The organism is Brevibacillus nitrificans, assembly GCF_003710965.1.
Classification (GTDB): Bacteria; Bacillota; Bacilli; order Brevibacillales; family Brevibacillaceae; genus Brevibacillus; species Brevibacillus centrosporus.
Genome location: NZ_RHHU01000003.1, coordinates 1196720 through 1216294, shown reverse-complemented (window position 1 = coordinate 1216294; position 19575 = coordinate 1196720). Strand labels below are relative to the sequence as shown.

16 protein-coding genes are annotated in these 19575 nt (G+C 51.2%); all 16 read left to right on the top strand.

The features are described 5' to 3' along the window. The first annotated feature begins 112 nt into the window (after positions 1-112). Entirely contained in the window at positions 113-1402 is a 1290-nt protein-coding gene (asnS, locus tag EDM59_RS07560) for an asparagine--tRNA ligase (protein WP_122923031.1), read from the top strand. Positions 1403-1508: 106 nt separating this feature from the next. Next, complete coding sequence (locus tag EDM59_RS07555) at positions 1509-2186, top strand: DnaD domain-containing protein (protein ID WP_122923030.1); 678 nt, start codon at positions 1509-1511, stop codon at positions 2184-2186. Between the two features lie 160 nt (positions 2187-2346). Continuing rightward, positions 2347-2781 carry a hypothetical protein gene (locus tag EDM59_RS07550; protein ID WP_122923029.1) on the top strand — a complete coding sequence of 145 codons (435 nt, stop codon included), beginning with the start codon at positions 2347-2349 and terminating at the stop codon, positions 2779-2781. Beyond that, positions 2762-3952 carry a glycosyltransferase family 4 protein gene (locus EDM59_RS07545; RefSeq protein ID WP_122923028.1) on the top strand — a complete coding sequence of 397 codons (1191 nt, stop codon included), beginning with the start codon at positions 2762-2764 and terminating at the stop codon, positions 3950-3952. Before EDM59_RS07550 ends, EDM59_RS07545 begins: the two co-directional genes overlap by 20 nt. A gap of 122 nt (positions 3953-4074) precedes the next feature. Then, complete coding sequence (locus tag EDM59_RS07540; protein ID WP_122923027.1) at positions 4075-5121, top strand: glucose-1-phosphate thymidylyltransferase; 1047 nt, start codon at positions 4075-4077, stop codon at positions 5119-5121. Continuing rightward, positions 5118-5921, top strand: a complete 804-nt coding sequence (locus tag EDM59_RS07535) for a glycosyltransferase family 2 protein (protein WP_092272303.1) — start codon at positions 5118-5120, stop codon at positions 5919-5921. The genes EDM59_RS07540 and EDM59_RS07535 overlap by 4 nt, the downstream gene beginning before the upstream one ends. Beyond that, positions 5918-6868, top strand: a complete 951-nt coding sequence (locus EDM59_RS07530; RefSeq protein WP_122923026.1) for an NAD-dependent epimerase/dehydratase family protein — start codon at positions 5918-5920, stop codon at positions 6866-6868. The genes EDM59_RS07535 and EDM59_RS07530 overlap by 4 nt, the downstream gene beginning before the upstream one ends. A 26-nt stretch (positions 6869-6894) precedes the next feature. Further along, the gene (locus EDM59_RS07525; RefSeq protein WP_122923025.1) at positions 6895-7968 is read left to right on the top strand and encodes a glycosyltransferase; all 1074 of its coding nucleotides are present in this window, start codon (positions 6895-6897) and stop codon (positions 7966-7968) included. A gap of 12 nt (positions 7969-7980) precedes the next feature. Then, a complete protein-coding gene (locus EDM59_RS07520) occupies positions 7981-9267 on the top strand; it encodes a UDP-glucose dehydrogenase family protein (RefSeq protein ID WP_122923024.1) in 1287 nt (428 codons plus the stop codon). 119 nt (positions 9268-9386) lie between these two features. Continuing rightward, positions 9387-11198: an oligoendopeptidase F gene (gene pepF, locus EDM59_RS07515; RefSeq protein ID WP_122923023.1), complete on the top strand. Its 1812-nt coding sequence runs from the start codon at positions 9387-9389 to the stop codon at positions 11196-11198. Between the two features lie 255 nt (positions 11199-11453). Further along, a complete protein-coding gene (locus EDM59_RS07510; RefSeq protein ID WP_122923022.1) occupies positions 11454-12674 on the top strand; it encodes an efflux RND transporter periplasmic adaptor subunit in 1221 nt (406 codons plus the stop codon). Between the two features lie 4 nt (positions 12675-12678). Continuing rightward, the gene (locus EDM59_RS07505) at positions 12679-15762 is read left to right on the top strand and encodes an efflux RND transporter permease subunit (RefSeq protein ID WP_122923021.1); all 3084 of its coding nucleotides are present in this window, start codon (positions 12679-12681) and stop codon (positions 15760-15762) included. Positions 15763-15892: 130 nt separating this feature from the next. Then, the gene (locus EDM59_RS07500) at positions 15893-16681 is read left to right on the top strand and encodes an SDR family oxidoreductase (protein WP_122923020.1); all 789 of its coding nucleotides are present in this window, start codon (positions 15893-15895) and stop codon (positions 16679-16681) included. Between the two features lie 49 nt (positions 16682-16730). Continuing rightward, a complete protein-coding gene (locus EDM59_RS07495) occupies positions 16731-17222 on the top strand; it encodes a YajQ family cyclic di-GMP-binding protein (RefSeq protein WP_092272324.1) in 492 nt (163 codons plus the stop codon). A gap of 91 nt (positions 17223-17313) precedes the next feature. Further along, positions 17314-17787: a hypothetical protein gene (locus EDM59_RS07490; RefSeq protein WP_122923019.1), complete on the top strand. Its 474-nt coding sequence runs from the start codon at positions 17314-17316 to the stop codon at positions 17785-17787. A gap of 120 nt (positions 17788-17907) precedes the next feature. Beyond that, positions 17908-19566, top strand: a complete 1659-nt coding sequence (locus EDM59_RS07485; protein WP_122923018.1) for an AMP-binding protein — start codon at positions 17908-17910, stop codon at positions 19564-19566. Positions 19567-19575: the final 9 nt, after the last annotated feature.

The following is a 19575-nucleotide window of genomic DNA, read 5'->3' as shown; positions in this document are numbered from 1 at the left end:
TGGTAAACTATATAGGCAGTCTTTCATTGAATTTGCCTAATCCCAATAGTATAATTGTTAGGTATACCCGTTAGTTATTTGTCTGTGACGGTAAATGGAGGGAAATGATTCGATGTTGACGACGATTGCTCGAATTGGGCAGCATGTTGGACAAGAAGTACGTTTGGGTTGCTGGCTGTATAACAAGCGTGGCAGCGGGAAAATCCAATTCCTGCAATTGCGTGATGGCTCCGGCTTTATTCAAGGGGTTGTGGTGAAAGCAGAAGTAGCTGAAGATGTCTGGGAACAAGCAACGAAACTGACGCAAGAAAGCTCACTATACATAACAGGTGTTGTTCGCGCAGATGATCGCGCACCCAGCGGATACGAATTGAACGTGACGGGTGTAGAAATCATCCAGCTCGCGGAAAACTATCCGATTTCCCTGAAAGAACACGGTGTAGACTTCCTGATGGATCATCGTCACCTGTGGCTGCGTACACCACGTCAGCGTGCAGTCATGGCGGTTCGTTCCGAAGTCATTCGTGCGATGTATGAATTCTTTCAGGAAAATGGGTTCTACAAAGTCGATCCTCCGATTCTGACCCCAACCTCTGCGGAAGGAACGACAAACCTGTTTCATACGAAGTATTTTGACGAGGACGCGTACCTGTCTCAATCCGGTCAGCTGTATATGGAAGCAGCTGCGATGGCATTGGGCCGCGTGTACTCGTTTGGTCCGACTTTCCGTGCAGAGAAGTCGAAAACGCGTCGTCACCTGATCGAGTTCTGGATGATCGAGCCGGAGATGGCTTTCGTGGACCAGGAAGAAAACCTGCGTATCCAGGAAGCATTTGTATCCCACGTGGTACAATCCGTCCTGAAAAATTGCCAAATGGAATTGAAAACCTTGGAGCGCGATACCAGCAAGCTGGAAAACGTGAAGGGCGACTTCCCGCGTATCAGCTACGATGATGCGATCAAGCTGCTCCAAGAAAAAGGCAGCGATATCAAATGGGGCGATGATTTTGGTGCTCCAGATGAAACGACCATTGCGGAGCATTTCGACAAGCCTGTCTTTATCACGAACTATCCGACCGAGATCAAGGCTTTCTATATGAAGCCAGATCCGAACCGTCCAGAAGTCGTACTGTGTGCGGACATGATCGCTCCAGAAGGCTATGGCGAAATCATCGGCGGCAGCCAACGTATCGACGATCCAGAGCTTCTGGAAAAGCGCTTTGCCGAGCATGAGCTCTCTGAGGACGCTTATCGCTGGTACTTGGATCTGCGCAAATACGGTACCGTGCCTCACTCCGGGTTTGGTCTGGGGCTGGAGCGTACCATTGCATGGATCTGCGGGTTGGATCATGTTCGTGAAACGATTCCATTCCCTCGTATGCTGTATCGTCTCTACCCGTAATTTGTATCGCGGCGCATGTATATACACCCTGTTGCTGGAGGGCAGCAGGGTGTTCCTATTGTTTACGTACTCCCTTGTCATTCCAACACAGAGGTGAATCAGTTTTATGGACTCCCAAATATTGCAATTGTTGCAAGAAGGTGCAACATCCGTCTCCAACCTGCTTCTGAAAATGTATAAACGCATGTCATTGGCAGATGACGAGATGATGCTGCTCATCCACCTGCTTTCCTTTCAACAGGAGGGGAATCGTTTCCCGACCTTGACAGAGCTGGAAGAGAGAATGTCCATGTCTAACATGCGATTAATTCAGTCTTTGCAAAAGCTGTTGAAGGAAGAGTGGATTAGCATTGACGAATTTGTAGACCCCCAAACCGGAATGCGGCATGAGCAATACAATCTGACTCCTTTGTATCGGAAGCTGTACCAAACCTGGCGTGAACAGTTAGCAGCCCCGCAAGTGATGGAGACGATCCACGAGCCATTCCGTCAAAGCGCTGCGGCCCTTGACGATGAACCTGTTGCTATCTACAGCCGATTTGAGCAAGCCTTTGGTCGCCCGCTGTCACCCTTTGAGCTGGAAAGCATTCATATGTGGACGGGACAAGACGGCTATTCGGAGGAATTGATTTTAACCGCCTTGCGTGAAGCAGCGACGGTAGGGAAGCTGCACATCCGCTATATCGATCGGATTTTGCTCGAATGGCAAAAGCAGCAAATCACCAGCGTGGAGCAAGCGCGGCTTTACAGTATGAATTTCCGCAGAAATCGTCAACCGCTTTGATTGATCCCAATCGAAGCGGTTTTTTCTTTGCCGCGATACCGGATACGTACCCATTTTCCTTGTGCGTCATAACCTATAGCATACATGACGAGTTGAGTGATGCTTCTGTTTCGAGCATAGCCCTCGGGTGGCAGAAGCAACACAGTTGGAGGGAATGTCTGTGGAAAAAAAGAAGAAATGGGATCTTCCTCATTGGGTTATGCCAGGCGTTTTTTCTGGCAACTACGTGGTAGATGAAGCGGTAGAACGTATCTCGATTGTCAAGCCGGTAGAAAAAGGAACAGAACCGGAAAAGGAAGAAGCGCTGGAAGCGATGGTGGAGGAAGCTTTGGAAACCGCGTTGAAGCAAAGTCCCCCGCCTACGGCTGAGCAGCCGATTGAAATCATCTTGACCCAAAAGGAATCGGTCCTCCGCGATCATGTGGAAAAACTCGAGCTCGAAATGGCTTCCTTAAAAGAAGAGATCGCATCCTGGGAAAAGCGGTTCAAGGAGTTCGAAGAAAAGCAGGCAAAGGAGCATCAATACTTGTATCAGGTGGTCCTTGCCTTGAAAAAGGAGTGGGAGAGGGAGCGAAATGAAGATCGCCATCATTAGTCCGGGTCCATTCTCCGTGCCGCCTGTCAAAGGAAGCTCCGTTGAGCATGATATCGACGAAGTCACCAAGATGATTGATCCAGAGCACCAGGTCACCATTTACACACGAACCTGCGCTACTTACCCCAAATCAGCGGTGGAGGAGAACCGGCAGTTCATTCGCTTCCCCTATAATGGGCCAAAAACATACTTACGGCGCATCATTTCCCATATTCGCAAGAGGAAGCCGGATGTCATCATGGTGGAAAACCGGCCGATCTATGTCCTGACCTTGAAAAGACACTTCCCGAAAACTCCGGTATTTGTCAATATGCATTCCCATGTCTATGGCTCGCCGGGTATGATCAGCAAAGACAAAATGAAAAAAGTGGTGAGAAAGGCTTCCGGCTTTTTTACGAACAGCGAGTTCTTACGTCGTCATTTTATGAAAACATGCAAGATACCTGCCCATAAAATTCATGCGGTTCATTTGGGCGTAGACGTCAGTCCTTATCAGGTAGCGAAAATACACTATTCGATCCGCAAAATACGCAAGGAAATCGGCTTAAAGCCGGAAGACCGCGTCCTTTTCTATGCGGGAAGGCTCATGCGGGCAAAGGGTGTTCATGTCTTGCTAAAAGCGTTCAAGGAAGTTTGTGAGCAGGATCCGCTGGCTCGCCTCGTAATCGTCGGGGGCACGGGGTATGGAAGCAATCGCTTGAATCCCTATGTACGCGAGCTGAAGCAGCTGGCTAAGCCGCTTGGTGACAAGGTAAAGTTCGTCAACTTTGTTCCGAGCGCGCAGATGCCGCTGTACTATCAGGTAGGGGATATCGTCGCGACTCCTTCCGTTTGGAAAGAAGCGTTCTGCCGCGTGAATCTGGAGGCGATGGCATCTGGAAAGCCGGTCATCACGACTCCACGGGGAGGCATAGGAGAGGTCGTGACCCATCAGGGAAGCGGGTTTTTAATCCCCCCCAAGGACTGGAAAGCGGAGCTGCCCGCCCTGTGGAAACTGCTCTGGAGCGCCCCTGCCATTCGCACGGAGATGGGGAAAAATGCTTTGATGAGAGCCAAGCAGTTCTCCTGGTACGCGACGGCACAAGGGTATCTCGAAGTGTTTGAAAAGGCGTTGAAGAAACGCAAGGCTGCGTCACCTACGACGGAGCAAGACCTGCGTAAAACAGGATAATCCCGCGGCAGGACCTATAGGTGCCTGCCCTTTCTTTCGTTCGGCTGGACGTCTGCCCTGTCCAGAAATCAAGAGGCGCATACCTTATAAGTATCGCAGAGCACCTTTGGGGAGTGATACTTGTGAAAGGGTTAATCTTGTGCGCTGGACGGGGTACGCGTCTTCATCCGTTCTCCTATTCGCAGCCCAAAACCCTCCTCCCTGTGGCCAATCATCCGGTTTTACACTACTGCATCCGCAAACTGCGTGAAGTGGGTGTCTATGACATCGGGATCGTCATTCACCCTTCCCAAGTGCAAATTCCTCCTTTGGTAGGCGATGGTAGTCAATTCGGGGCTACCATTACGTTTATCGAGCAGAAAGAACCCTTGGGAATCGCCCATGCCGTCCAATTAGCGCAACCGTTCTTGCATGACGAACCGTTTATTTTGTTACTCGGTGACAATTTGTTGATGGATTCGCTGCACGGGCTTACGCGTGCGTTTTCCGGAACAGCAACCGACGGCGTAGTGATGCTAAGTGAAGTGGAGAGACCACAGGATTATGGGATCGCCGAAGTACAGGAAGGGCGTCTGGTTTCGGTCGAGGAAAAACCCCGCCAGCCGAAAAGCAATCTGGCGGTTATTGGCGCATACCTGTTTACCAAACCCATTTTTGAGTCGATTGCTACACTTCAGCCATCTGCCCGTGGTGAGTACGAGATCACGGACGCAATCCAATCCTTGATTAATCGTGGTTATCATATTGCCCATGCTGTCGCGAGTGGAAAGTACTCGGATGTAGGGACGATCGATAGATGGCTGGAGGCAAACAGGTGGATGTTGACAAGTGAACTGGGACGACAACATCAAATGGGAAAAGATACCATCGTTGAAAACTGTGAAATTGAAGGCCCCGTTTTGATAGGGGACGGATGCCAGATCCGCAATTGTCGTCTAGGACCCTTTGTCTCCATTCAAGACGGTGTTCACTTAGAAAATTGTGCGCATATTGAAAACAGCATTTTATTGGAAAATAGCTCCCTGTGCGATGTCGCATGGAAAATCTCAGACAGTGTATTCGGGCGTTCGTCACATCTGACAGGAAATTCAACCGACAGTAGTGGCGTCTTTATTTTGAGTGACAAATCCTCGATTCGCATTCCAGCCAACAAGAGGGAGGAGCCATGAATCCGACCTTTACCGTAGTGATTCCGACGTATAATCGCGCCAAGTTTATTCGCAAAGCGATTAGAAGTGTGATCAGGCAGTCTTGTAAAGACTGGAAGCTGCTGATCATGGATGACGCCTCAACAGACAAGACGCGACAAAAAGTGGATAAATACCTGTTCCATCCGAATATCTCCTACTATCGCATGGAAAAAAACTCAGGGATTTCGAAAGTGATGAATCAAGCACTAGCGATGGTAGATACGCCTTACCTCGTCCAGCTCGATTCGGATGACTGGCTGCCGAGGAAAACCTTGAAAGTGCTGAAGAGATACATTCGCAAAAGCAAACCGAGCACAGCTCTGTATTACGGAAATGTGAAAATCTGGCGGGTTCGGAGAGGGCGGTACTACAATCCGTTCCTTGTCAAACACAAACATTTCCGCAACAAGTATCAATTTCTCAAATACAATCGCTGGATGGTCGCACCTCGCTGCTATCGGGTAGCCGCGCTTCGAGAGGTGGGCGGATGGGATACCTCCGACAAGTATGAAGGGCGCATTATGGAAGACCGGCGCATCATCCTGCGCCTGATTGAAAAATACCGGGTACGCTTCATCAATAAAAAGCTTTACAACCGCACGAAGCACAGGGGACAGCTGACAGACGGCAAGATGAAACGCAGACGGAACCACTTGCGGCGCAAGACCTTTAAATACTACCTCAAGCGGTGGGGAAACAGGTTTAAACCCGTCTATGGTTACAAAAATGGATACCTGGTCATCAAACGTTTACGGAAAGTGAGGCGGCGACGGCGATGACAAAAGCGCTGGTCACCGGGTGTGCCGGATTTATAGGATCCCATCTGACGCAGCGTCTGCTGAGTGAAGGGGTGACCGTGATCGGGATCGATGGATTTCTGGATAATTACGATGTGGCGGCAAAGCTTCGTAATTTGGCACAGATCGGCAGTCATCCCGCTTTCACCTTTCACTCAACGATGCTGCAAGCGCAGCGTTGGAAGGATTGGCTCGAAGGAGTAGATGTCGTTTATCACCTCGCTGCGCTCCCAGGTGTGCGCAATAGCTGGGGGAAAGCCTTTACCGACTACGTGAACCACAATATTCTGGCGACGCAAATGCTGCTGGAAGCATGCCTGCAGCAACCAAAACCGCCTACGGTAGTCGTGTCCTCCTCCTCGTCGGTATACGGTACCATGCAAGGTTCGTTTACCGACGAGACAGCGCCGCTGCGTCCGGTTTCTCCGTACGGGGTCACCAAAGAGTCGATGGAACAAATATGTCAGGTCTATGTGAAAGCGTACGGCTTGCGTGTCACGATGCTGCGCTACTTCACGGTCTACGGTCCCAGACAACGCCCGGATATGGCGTTTCATCGATTCTTTCGCCAGCTGATGAAAGGGGAGCAGGTAACCATATTCGGAGATGGTCAGCAATCGAGAGACTTTACTTATGTGGCAGATGCGGTCCAGGCCAACATTTTGGCAGCGAAGTTTGCCGCTCCAGGAGAAATTTTTAACGTGGGAGGCGATCGGGAAATCAAGCTTCTCGACGTCCTGGCGATCATGGGCGGCTTGTTGAACGTCACGCCAAAGCTCACGTTTCAAAGTGGTCCAGCAGGTGATTCAAAGCGTACATGCGCCGACATCACGCTCGCTCAGACGCGTCTTGGATATAAACCGCAAGTTCCCCTCGAGGAAGGTCTTCGTTTGCAATTAGCAGATATGCGCGCACAAGCCAAGGGATAACTCTCAAGAAATGGGAGGCTAGTTGCATGCATCGGGTTCTGGTCTATCGAAGAAAATTTCTTCCGAGAAGTGAGACGTTTATTTACGAACAGCTGGTAGGTCACAACCAAGTAAAGCCGGTCGTTTTGACCAGACAGCGCCCCTTTAACCGCAAACAATTTCCATACTCGCCGGTCTATGTGCGAAAGCATATGGCCGGCCTCTCCACATGGTTGAGGAAGCATAAAATCAAATGCTTGCACGCGCGTTTTGGACCTGCGGGCTTGGAGCTGCTTCCATACGCTCGAAAAACGCGCTTGCCGCTGATTACCTCGTTTCATGGCTTTGATGCGACGAAACGGGTAAAAGGAAATCCGGGATACCGGCGCGCACTGCGGAAATTGTTCCGCAAAGGAAAGGCATTTACCGTCGTGAGCGGCCATATGAAAAAACGATTAATCCGTCTCGGGTGTCCCGCGAAAAAAATAACGATGATACGCTCCGGCATCGACCTGAGGAAGTTTCCTATGCAAGCGCCTCGTGCTGTTACCAATGAGGAGTTTCGCCTGCTTAGCGTGGGCCGCTTGACAGAAAAGAAAGGGATGGACACGTTGGTGAAAGCCTTTGCCAGCGTGCGAAAGAAGCATCCCAGAGCCAAGCTCATCATCGTGGGAGAGGGCGAGGAAAAGCGAAAGCTGCGACGGCTGATCAAAAAATACAAGCTCGGGAAGCAGGTTGTGCTCAAAGGTGCCCTGCCACATCAAGAGGTTCAGCACGAGCTGGCGAAGTGCCATTTGTTCGTCATCGCCTGCAAGACCGCACGAAACGGTGATCAAGAGGGGATACCGAATGTCCTGATGGAAGCCATGGCCACAGGGCGACCTGTCATTTCGACTTATCATTCAGGAATACCCGAGCTGATTGAGCATAAAGTGACAGGGTACCTAGTCCCTGAGCGATCTCCATCCAAATTGGGCAGGATGATCAACCATGTATTGGACGCGCCAGGCGAATGGGGCGAGGTCGTCGCACGCGCCAGAGAAAAGGTAGAGCGCAACCATAACATCGAGAAGCAACGCGCGAAGCTAGAAGACCTCTATCTGCGCGTGATGAAAAAATGATGGGGTGAAAGAATGAAGGTTGCCGTTATCGGTACCGGGTATGTTGGTTTAACGACTGCGGTTTCACTCGCGATGCACGGCCATGAGATCCTGGGGATCGATCTGGTTGCAGCGAAAATTGCCCAGCTCAGGCAGGGCAAGTCGCCGATCTACGAACCAGGATTAGAAGAAGCCTTGACGCAGATGCTAGAGCAAGGAAACCTGCAATTTTCAACAGAAATCAAGGATGCCAGTGAAGCGGAAATGATGTTCATTTGCGTAGGAACGCCGGAAGCCTCGGATGGATCGGCGGATTTGTCTTATTTGCTCGCTGCGGTTTCGGATGTAGCATCCTTGCAGCAACCGTCTTCTGGCAAACGTGTCATCGTGATTAAAAGCACAGTCCCAGTGGGAACAGGAGACAGAATCGCAGAGCAGCTTCGCGGGAATGACAGTCTTTACGTCGCCTCCAATCCAGAGTTTCTTCGCGAAGGAAGCGCCATGCAGGACGCTTTGAATCCTTCGAGGATTGTCATAGGTGCCGACCATGAAGCTGCGTTTGCCGCGATGGAACAGCTCTACAAGGGTGTAAACGCTGCGAAAGTGACGACGACGAGAGCCAACGCAGAATTTATCAAATACGCTTCCAATGCCTTTTTGGCGACGAAAATTTCTTTTATGAACGAGCTGGCCAGGCTGAGTACGGTCCTGGGGACAGATATTACAACGGTGGCGCAGGGAATGGGATTGGATAGTCGGATTGGACCTGAGTTTTTGCGGGCAGGTGTCGGGTACGGGGGCTCCTGTTTTCCGAAGGACACGATCGCTCTGCTTCAGTTGGCTGGTCAGCATGGGATATCCTTGTCGATTTTGGATAAAGTCCGCGACGTAAATACGACCCAGCCGGCTTGGTTTTTGGAGAGGCTGGAGGAACAGCTGCATGGGGTGGCGGGGAAAAAGATCGCCGTCCTAGGTCTCGCCTTCAAGCCGGACACCGACGACATTCGCGAAGCGCCATCTCTGAAGATGCTGGAGGCTTTGCAGAAAAAAGGTGCTTCTATCGCGGCTTATGATCCGATTGCCTCGGCGATCGTAGAGGCTCAGTTTCCAAACGTCGAATACGTGAAGCATCCGTCTGCCGCATTTAAAGGGGCACACGCTGCCATGCTGATCACGGAATGGAAAGAATGTGTCCAACTGGATTGGAAGGAGATCAAAGCGAGCATGGCAGCTCCGATTTTGTTCGATGGACGCAACGCTTGGCCGGGCGATCTTCTGAAGGATGCCGGGTTTGCGTACACAGGGGTAGGTAGAAGCTGACTTTTCCATACAGGGAAGGTTAGCTTTTTCTTTGGTTGATTTGAACAGAGCGGCATAATACGATAGGATAATCATATGGATGATTTCACCAATAAGCAAACTACGAGGGAGTGATCACGGTGAACAAAAGCAAAACACTGCCTAAACGCAGTGATGTCCCTGTCGAATACAAATGGCGTCTCGAAGATATTTATCCCAGTGATTCCGATTGGGAAAAGGATGTGCAAAAAGCCAAGCAGCTCGCAGACCAGTTGGCAGGGCTGAAGGGCAAGCTCGGACAGTCCGGGAATGACCTGCTGGCTGCATTGAAGCTGCAAGATGAGCTTCTCCAGACCCTCGATCAAGTCTTCGTCTATGCACGGATGAGACGTGACGAGGACAATGCCAACAGCACGTACCAAGGATTGACAGACCGAGCAACGAGTCTGAGCACCCAGGCGTACGGTGCGATTTCTTACATACAGCCGGAAATATTGGAGATCCCTACAGACGAGCTGGAAAAGTGGATCAGCGAAGTGTCCGGGCTTGCTCATTACCGTATTTTGCTGGACGAGATTACGCGCTTCAAGCCTCATACGCTGTCTTCCGAGGAAGAAGCCCTCTTGGCCAATATGAGCGAATTGGCGTCGGCACCGAACAAAATTTACGGCATGCTGTCCAATGCGGACATGAAATTCCCGATGATCACGGATGAAAACGGGGAAGAAGTCGAGCTGACCAAAGGCCGCTATACGCAGTTTATGGAAAGCAAGGACCGCCGTGTGCGAAAAGAGGCGTTTGATGCGCTGTACGAGACGTTCGGGAAGTTCCGCAATACGATTGCAGCATCCCTTACGTCGGCTGTGAAAGGCGATGTGTTCTACGCCCGGACTCGCAAGTATCCATCTGCGCTGTATGCGGCACTGTTTGCGGATAATGTAGACCTTTCCGTGTACGACAACCTGATTGCGACCATTCATGAGCATTTGCCGCTGATGCATCGCTATATCGCTTTGCGGAAAAAGCTGCTCGGAGTAGATGAGCTCCACATGTACGATCTGTACGTGCCAATCGTGCCGGAAGTAGACATGAAAATACCTTATGATCAGGCGGTTGAGACGATCAAGGTCGCACTGAAACCGCTTGGGGAAGAGTACGGGCGTGTGCTTGCGGAAGGCTTCTCCAAAGGCTGGATCGACGTGTATGAAAACGAAGGCAAGACAAGTGGCGCCTACTCTTGGGGGGCGTATACCACGCATCCGTTTGTGCTGATGAACTATCAGGACAATGTGAACAACATGTTTACGCTCGCACATGAAATGGGGCACGCGCTGCACAGCTACCATTCCAACCACGCACAGCCGTATACGTATGCCGACTACAAGATTTTCGTAGCGGAAGTCGCGTCTACACTCAACGAAGCGCTGCTCATGCACCATCTGCTGGAGACGACGACCGACAAAGCGCAAAGAATGTATCTGATCAACTACTACCTGGAGCAATTCCGGGGAACGGTCTTCCGCCAAACGATGTTCGCGGAGTTCGAGAAGATCGTTCACGAGAAGGAAGAGCAGGGCGAGCCTTTGACAGCCGATTCACTGAGCGAAATCTACCGCGAGCTGAATGTGGCTTACCATGGGCCGGATATGGTCGTCGACAAGCAGGTTGACTTGGAGTGGGCAAGAATTCCTCATTTCTATCGGAATTTCTACGTGTACAAGTACGCGACCGGTTTTTCTGCAGCAACCTCCCTCTCCAAACAAATTTTGGAGGAGGGCCAGCCCGCCGTCGATCGCTATCTCAATTTCCTGAAAGGCGGCAGCTCCGACTATCCGCTGAACCTGCTGAAAAACGCGGGCGTAGATATGACGACTCCCGATCCGATTCGCGAGGGCTTGGCGGTCTTCAAAGAGCTGCTGGAAGAAATGGAGCAGCTGGTCTCGAAAGGATAAAGAAAAGCAAGACACAGATCCGAGAAAGCAGTCAGGGCGTACGCCTTGGCTGTTTTTTTTGTTTGCTTTTTTTGTAAAAAATGAGAAAAAAAGTAACGGCTGGCTATTTGTTTCGTATATACTTATGTCCTGCGCAATATTGTCCCTCCGCCCTTGGACGGAGGAGAAGTTCCACCCGTTGGCTGTTTTGCACAGGAGGGAAAAACTGGCACAATGATGCAAGGAAATGATTGCGAAATAGGTGGAGGAATCTAGGTGAAAAAACGAGCGTCGATTATGTTGGCTTCCTTGCTGCTCGTAGCAACGGGATGCGGCCCTGCTCCTGAAGCTCCTCAGCAGGCAGAAGTAAAGGCAAAAGTAGTGGAAGTGGTCAACGTACAGAAGGCTGCACAACCTGTCATGCTGCGTGTAACGGGCATGGTGGAAGCAAAGCGGGATGCTGTTCTGCCTTTCGGGACAGGGGGGACGATCTCAGCCATCCAGGTGAGCAAAGGAGCCAGAATCGGTCAAGGGCAGCTTTTGGCGACACTGGATACCCGTTACTACCAAAAAGAAGTGGAAGTCGCGGCAAGTCAGGTCGCAGAAGCGGCAGCACGCAAGACACAGACGCTCAAAGGGGCGACGGCGCAAGCGATCGAGCAGCAGCGTCTGCAGGTAAAAAGTGCGCAAAGTCAGCTGGATAAAGCCCGGCAGGATGTTACAGTAGGCGAGAAGCTGTTAGCTGGAGGAGCTATTTCGCAAAGCGAAATAAATGACCGGAAGCGGGCGCTGACACAAGCCGAAATCGCGGTAAGAGACGTACAATTGGCGCTAGACGAACTGTTGCGTGGAGCTGAGCCAGAAGACGTGGCAGTCGCCAACGCATCCATCAAGCAGGCGACAGGTCAGGTAGATCGAGCGAAAAAGACGCTGGAAGATGCGAAGATCGAAGCGCCTTTCGCAGGCACAATTGTAGAAGTCTTCAAACAATCCGGGGAGCAGGCCTCACCGGGTGAACAGATCATCCATTTGGTCGATTTGTCTGAGGTAAAGGTGACACTGGATATTACCAATGACAGCATTGGCCAGTTCCAGGAAAAAGCAAAGGTGCAAATTGTCTCAGATGACGGGAAGAAAAGCGAAGGAACGATAACCTTCGTATCCCCCGTTGTCGACAAGCAGACGGGTAAATACCGCGTCGAGGTCACCGTCCCGAACCCGGATAACTACTGGCGCGGAGGCATGACTGCAACGGTGGAGGTTCCACGCAAGATCGCCGGCTTCCTGGTACCTTTGGAGAGTGTCGGGGTAAGCCAATCCCAGCACTACGTCATGGCAGTGGAAAACGGTTTGACTGTCCGTAAAGAAGTCAAAGTCGGTCAGATGACAGGGGACCAGGTTGAAATCCTGTCCGGAATCAAAGAAGGGGATCAGCTTTTGCGCACCGGCATTACGTTCTACGTAGAGGGGCAAAAAGTAGAGGCGAGAGGAGAATAGCGGTATGAACAAGATGATTCTCTTTTTGCTAAAGCGCCGGCTCATTGTCTACCTCTTCACGTTTCTGTTGGTGATTGCAGGGATAGGCTCATTGACCAGCTTCAACGTCGAGCTGGTACCGAAAACCAACTTCCCCGTTCTGTCGGTCAACGTATCGGGTGGATCCATTCCACCAGAGGAAATGGAAGACAAAGTCACCAAAAAGATCGAGCAAGAATTAAAGTCCATTACGGAAATCAAGGAATACACATCGACGACAGGCTCCGGCTCCGTGAACATTCAAATCACTGCAAAGGAAGGAACAGGCGAAAAGGTCAAATCTGACGTGCAAAATGCTGTGAACCGACTGCGCAATGACTTCCCAAAAGCAGTGGACCGTGTGGAAGTCAATCAAATGAGCTTTGGTGACGATGCCCTGATCGACTATGCCCTGGTTGGTGCTGATCCGCAAGCGATGCTGAGCCTAGCCAAGACGACGATCAAAGACCGCATTGAAGCTGTTCCCGGTGTAAAGGAAGTAGAGATTTCCGACCGCAGCTTTGAAAATCAGATTGCCGTCACGCTCCGTCCCGAGCAGCTAAACGCTTTTCGGACTACACCTGGAGAGGTCATAAGTCAGCTGCAGCAAACCAACTGGAAGCAAGCCGTCGGAACATTGGAGAACTCCGGGTTTGATACGGTAGTCATGGTCGATGATACGTACAGCACCGTACAGGAAATGACGGTTCTCCCGATCGAAACGCCAAATGGAACAGTCACGCTGAGCCAGCTCGCTACGATCGAGGACCTGCGCGGAAAGGTCAAGGATTCCGTGGCACTGACCGATGGAAACGTCTTCGTTCACTTGAGTGTCAAACGCGCAGAAGGCAGTGATCTGATCACGACGCAAGGCAAGGTCGAAGAAGTCGTCCGTGACATCCAGGCAGAGGCAAACGGCCAATACCAAATGAAGGTCATGGTAGAAGCCGTCTCGTATATTCAGCACGCAGTGACCAACCTCAGCCGTGATGTCATGATTGGCGGCGCGCTGGCCATCATCATCCTGTTCGTCTTCCTGCGCAACTGGCGCGTCACACTGGTCATCGCGACTACACTGCCATTGTCTGCCCTCATGACCTTCATCGCGATGAAACTGGGTGGCTACAACATCGACATGGTGAGCTTGCTTTCTCTCAGTCTATCCGTAGGTCTCATCGTGGACGCCGCTATCGTGGTTCTGGAGAGCATTTATCACTTCAGAGAAAAGGGCGAGCCTTTGACGCAAGCGATTGTCAAAGGGACCAGGGAAGTACTTACTCCGGTTTTTACGTCGCAATTGACGATCATTATCGTATTTCTCCCGCTGATTTTTGCAGATTTTGAAGACTGGCTCAAACCGATTTTAGCTACGATTGCTTTTACGGTTTCCTCGGCCATTATTGCGTCTACCATCGCTGCGTTTTTCTTCGTGCCGGTCTTCTCTGATCGCTTCTTGCAAAAGGATAAGAAAGTTTCCCTGGAAGGAGAGGTCAAGGAGCACAGAATCGTTCAGTGGTTCAGCAAGCTGCTGCAGCTTGCCCTGCGTCACCGGGTGAAAACGTTGCTGGTAGCCGTCGCCACTTTCGTTGTAGCAGGAACGATGATGCCGCTCATGAAGATGGGGCAAGGCATCGATGCCAACGAAAATCTGGTGTTTGCCACCATCGAGATGCCGACAGGCTCAACGCTCGAAAAAACGCAAAAGGCCGCATTGGCTGGAGAAGTAGCTTTGCGCGAGATTCCCGAGGTAAAAGACGTATTCTTCTTCTCATCCAAAGAAAGCTCGGAAATCTTTATCTCCCTGCGCCCGAAAGGTGAGCGTCAGCGAGACAAGGAAGCACTGACAGCAGATGTGAATGAGCGCCTCAAAGCGATACCGGGCATTGATTCCATTTCTACAAACTTTGGTGGGCAAGGTACGGATGCACCGATCCAGCTGGATATCGTCGGGGATGACATGGAGCACATGCGCAAGATCTCCTCCGATGTAGAAGGCATGCTCGCCACGATTCCTGGTGTTGACAACATCCGTAACGACTTTAAAGAGGGCAAGGAAAAAGTGACCCTCGTACCCAAGCAGGAAGCGATGTCCCGCCTGAACGTCGACCCTCGTTCCCTGCTGCAGCAGCTCAGTACAATGATCGGGGATCAACCGATCACGTCCATCACGAAAGACGGAATTGACGTAGATGTCGTCGCCAAGCTCCCTGACAATTGGCTAAAGCACCCTGATCAGCTGAAGCACATGATGATTACGAGCAAAAGCGGGTCACAAGTGCCTTTATCCGAATTGGTAGATTGGACGTACAGCAAATCGCCAGTAGTCATCACCCATGACAAGGGTGAGCGAATCGTGACGGTTTCAGCAGAAATGCAAGGAACCGACTTGGGGGCAGTTGGCAGACAGGTAACGGAAAAGCTCCCTACGCTAGCTGTGCCTGCCGGCTATCGCATTGAAATTGCGGGGAAGCTGAAGGAACAGAGCGCCAATATGACCCAAGGAATCTTTGTATTCGCCGGCGTGCTCGCACTGATTTACGTCGTGATGGTCGCGCAGTTCGGAAGACTGTCTCAGCCGTTTATCATCTTGCTGACGATACCGATGGCACTGGTTGGCGTCGTGATTGGCTTTGTTCTGACCCAGCGCGTATTCGGTGAGATGGCCATGATTGGGATTATCATGCTCGTGGGGATCGTGGTGTCGAACGCCATTTTGCTCATTGACCGTATCAACCTGCTGCGCGGTCGCGGTATGAACTTGGCAGAGGCGATTGTGCTAGGGACCAAAGAGCGTGTGCGTCCTGTCATTATGACCAAACTGACGGCGATACTAGGGATGCTCCCGATGGGTCTTGCCATGGCAGAGGGCTCCGATCTGGAGGCACCGCTCGCGACAGCGGTCATCTCAGGCCTCGTATTCCACACGATCGTGACGCTTGTTCTCGTGCCTGTCTTGTATTCCTTGTTTGAAGGGGCAAAAGAGAAGCGGCTCGCCCGCAGACTGGCACGTCAAGACAAGCGCCAGGCGAAGAAAGCAGAGAAAGCCAATCTGCAGCCGACGCAAATGTAAAAGGAACACAAAGAGAGAAGAGGAGTGCATGATCCCTCTTCTCTTTTGCTTTTCGTCCTTCAGAAAGTTCTGTAGAATAAAGAGAGAGCCATAAGATTTGACTGATGGGCATCATGAAGGGAGAATGGTTATGGATTTGCAATTGCAGGGAAAGACAGCGATCGTACTCGCATCGTCAAAAGGGTTGGGAAGAGCAACCGCCATTTGTCTCGCGCAAGAAGGGGCAAATGTCACAATCTGCGGTCGTGATGAAGCCGCATTGGCGTCTGTACGGGATGAGATCGAGCAAGCGACAGGGAAGTCTCCACTGGCAGTCACGGTTGATGTGACCAAAGAAGAAGACATCAAACGTGTTGTAGACGAAACGGTTCGTCATTTTGGCAGTGTACATATTTTAATCAACAACTCGGGCGGACCGACTCCAGGTACATTCGATCAACTCAGTGACGAGCACTGGGTCAAGGCATTTGAATTGAACCTGCTCAGCTATGTTCGGGCGATTCGCGCCGTGTTACCGCATATGCGCGCCAATCAGTTCGGGCGCATCATCAACTTTGCTTCCTCCTCTTTTAAGCAGCCGTTGGAGAACCTGATCCTCTCCAATACATTTCGGACTGGTGTGCTCGGCCTCGCCAAAACACTGTCTGCTGAACTCGGCCCGGACGGCATCCTGATCAATACGGTAGGACCGGGACGGATTGCCACCGATCGTGTGAGACAGCTCGATGAGATGGACGCGCAGAAGCTGGAATCCAGTGCAGACGAAGTGCGCAGCTTTTTTGAGAAATCGATCCCTCTTGGACGTTACGGTCAACCGGACGAGTTTGCGCGTATGGTTACGTTCCTCGCATCCCCTGCCAACAGCTATGTGACGGGTCAATCCTTCCTCGTAGATGGCGGGCTTGTACGTGCAATCTAGCGTTTTTTTAGCCTGTTGAAAAAAAGTAGACGTAGAAAGGGGTCTTTCCATGAGCAAAGAAAGTTCGTTTGATATTGTCTCCAAAGTGGATTTGTCCGAAGTAAACAATGCCATCCAGACTGCACTGAAGGAAATTGAAAACCGATTTGATTTCAAGGGCAGCAAAAGCAAAATCACGCTGGAAAAGGAAGAGCTCGTCCTCGTATCCGATGACGAATTCAAGCTCGGGCAGGTCAAGGATATTTTGATCGGGAAGCTCGTAAAACGGGAAGTTCCCATCAAGAACCTGGATTATGGCAAGGTAGAGCCGGCCGCTGGGGGTACGGTGCGCCAACGCGTCAAGCTGGTTCAGGGGATCGACAAGGAAAACGCGAAAAAAATCAACACCATCATCAAGGATGCCGGATTGAAAGTGAAAACCCAAATCCAGGACGATCAGATTCGCGTGACCGGAAAAAGCAAGGATGAGCTCCAGCAGATCATCCTTGCCATTCGCAAGTCAGACCTTCCACTGGACGTGCAATTTATCAACTATCGATAAATGCTAGAAAAGTTTTGCTTCTAACTCTCTATATTTTCGCGTATGCATGTACAAATAAGTGACAAGCTTGAGCGAAAGGGAGAGTAGAGACATGAAGGTCTTTATCGTCAGTATGCGCAATCTCATTTTGGGTGGAATCGTCGTCCTGATCGTCCTGGTAGCGGGCATCGTGTTATTGGTAAAAGATCCTTTGCACGTATCGGATTCGTATCGACCGACTGAAGAAAGCGTACCGGCTTCCTCGGTTCCCGTAACTCAGCCCGTCGGTTCGGAAAAGCCCTCGCTGAACATGGACATTTCGGTAGACGGTACGACAGCGGAAGTAACGTTGCTCACGCAGAATTTCCAGTTTACACAGGAAAATGGCGATATGAGCCAGCAAGCGGTATTTGGTCAAGGTCACGCTCACCTGTATTTGGATGGAGAAGCCAAGGGCATGATCTACCATCCCGAGTTTCTTTTAAAGAAGCTGCCAAAAGGAGAGCATGAGCTGCGTGTAGAATTGAACTACAGCAATCACCTCCCCTATAAGGTAGAAACCACTCAAAAGTTTGTCGTGAAGTAAGCAGAAAGCGTTCCAATTGCGGGACGCTTTTCTTTTTGGAGTAGAGCAGGAATATGTTGGAAGAGAGAGAATTTTTCCAATGGCAAGGTCGATTTGTCTGAATATTCGGAGGTGTTTTGCATGCTGCGTGAAATCACAATCGGAGATTTATTGGATGAAACGGCGGGTCAGTACCCAGAGAAAGAGGCCCTCGTTTATCATGAGAGGGGACTTCGCTATTCGTTTGCTCAATTTCAGGACATCTGCAATCAGGCAGCACGAGGATTTCTGTCTTTAGGGATTCAAAAAGGAGAGAACATCGCGATCTGGGCCACGAATGTCCCGGAATGGGTCATCTCCCAGTACGCCACGGCAAAAATGGGAGGCGTTCTGGTAACCGTCAATACGAGTTATCGAACGCATGAATTGGAGTATTTGCTGCGACAGTCGGAATCGACGACCCTGCTCTTGATCGACTCCTATCGCGATGCGAACTATTTGGGGATGCTCCGGGAGATTTGTCCAGAGCTTGACACCTGCGAGCCAGGCAAGCTTCAAGCAGAACGGCTTCCTCATTTGAAAAATGTGATTTATATCGGGGAAGAACGGCAGCCAGGGATGTTCTTATGGCAGGATCTGATGGAGCGGGCGAATCTGGTCCAGGAGGAAGAGCGGATCGCCAGGCAGCAAAGCCTGACCCCTGATGATGTGATCAATATGCAGTACACCTCAGGGACCACGGGCTTTCCCAAGGGTGTCATGCTTTCCCATACGAATATTGTCAACAATGCGATCAAGGTAGCCGAATGCCAGCGGCTAGGCGTGCAGGATCGCGTATGTATCCCTGTTCCCTTTTTTCATTGTTTTGGCTGCGTCATGGGAACCTTGGCGTGTGTCGCTACAGGGGCCACGATGGTTCCTGTCATCGCATTCGATCCGGGTATCGTGCTGGGTGTGGTGGAAGAAGAACGATGCACGGCCCTGTACGGTGTACCCACCATGTTTATCGCAGAGTTGAACCATCCGACCTTTGCCGAGCGGGATTTAAGCTCGCTGCGGACGGGTATCATGGCAGGCTCGCTGTGCCCGATCGAGGTTATGAAAAACGTCGTCCATAAAATGGGCATTCGAGACATCACGATTGCTTACGGGCAGACGGAGTCTTCACCCGTTATTACACAGACCGTCCCAGAGGATTCCATCGAGCGGAAGGTATCTACAGTGGGACGCCCGCACGCAGGAGTCGAGGCGAAGGTCATCGACCCGGTCACGGGTGAGAGCCTGCCACAAGGCGTGCAAGGCGAGCTGTGCACGCGCGGATATCTCGTGATGAAAGGCTACTACAACATGCCTGAGCAAACGGCGCAAGCGATCGACGCTGAAGGCTGGCTGCATACCGGGGATTTGGCAACCATGGACGAGGACGGCTATTTTCAAATTACTGGCCGCCTGAAGGACATGATCATCCGTGGGGGAGAGAACATTTATCCGCGGGAGGTAGAGGAGTTTCTCTACACTCATCCCAAAGTCCTCGACGTCCAGGTGGTTGGGGTACCGGACCCGAAATACGGGGAGCAGGTGCTGGCGTGCATTCGTGTGAAGCCGGGTGAAGCCCTGACCGAAGAAGAGGTGCTCGAGTATTGCCAAGGGAAAATCGCCCGCTTTAAAATTCCGCGCTACATTCAGGTAGTTGATGAGTACCCGATGACTGCTTCCGGCAAGATTCAAAAATTCAAACTGCGGGAGCAAGCCATCCAGTCGCTAGGACTGCAGGGAGATACAGGTATCGAAACAGCATAAGCTGGTCTG

Bases quoted from the DNA above. Each gene is read 5' to 3' on its own strand.
- EDM59_RS07490 (WP_122923019.1), top strand. From the start codon at position 17,314: ATGAAGGTCTTTATCGTCAGTATGCGCAATCTCATTTTGGGTGGAATC.
- EDM59_RS07485 (WP_122923018.1), top strand. From the start codon at position 17,908: ATGCTGCGTGAAATCACAATCGGAGATTTATTGGATGAAACGGCGGGT.
- EDM59_RS07530 (WP_122923026.1), top strand. From the start codon at position 5,918: ATGACAAAAGCGCTGGTCACCGGGTGTGCCGGATTTATAGGATCCCAT.
- EDM59_RS07500 (WP_122923020.1), top strand. From the start codon at position 15,893: ATGGATTTGCAATTGCAGGGAAAGACAGCGATCGTACTCGCATCGTCA.
- EDM59_RS07545 (WP_122923028.1), top strand. From the start codon at position 2,762: ATGAAGATCGCCATCATTAGTCCGGGTCCATTCTCCGTGCCGCCTGTC.
- EDM59_RS07520 (WP_122923024.1), top strand. From the start codon at position 7,981: ATGAAGGTTGCCGTTATCGGTACCGGGTATGTTGGTTTAACGACTGCG.
- EDM59_RS07505 (WP_122923021.1), top strand. From the start codon at position 12,679: ATGAACAAGATGATTCTCTTTTTGCTAAAGCGCCGGCTCATTGTCTAC.
- EDM59_RS07495 (WP_092272324.1), top strand. From the start codon at position 16,731: ATGAGCAAAGAAAGTTCGTTTGATATTGTCTCCAAAGTGGATTTGTCC.
- EDM59_RS07555 (WP_122923030.1), top strand. From the start codon at position 1,509: ATGGACTCCCAAATATTGCAATTGTTGCAAGAAGGTGCAACATCCGTC.
- EDM59_RS07525 (WP_122923025.1), top strand. From the start codon at position 6,895: ATGCATCGGGTTCTGGTCTATCGAAGAAAATTTCTTCCGAGAAGTGAG.
- asnS (WP_122923031.1), top strand. From the start codon at position 113: ATGTTGACGACGATTGCTCGAATTGGGCAGCATGTTGGACAAGAAGTA.
- EDM59_RS07535 (WP_092272303.1), top strand. From the start codon at position 5,118: ATGAATCCGACCTTTACCGTAGTGATTCCGACGTATAATCGCGCCAAG.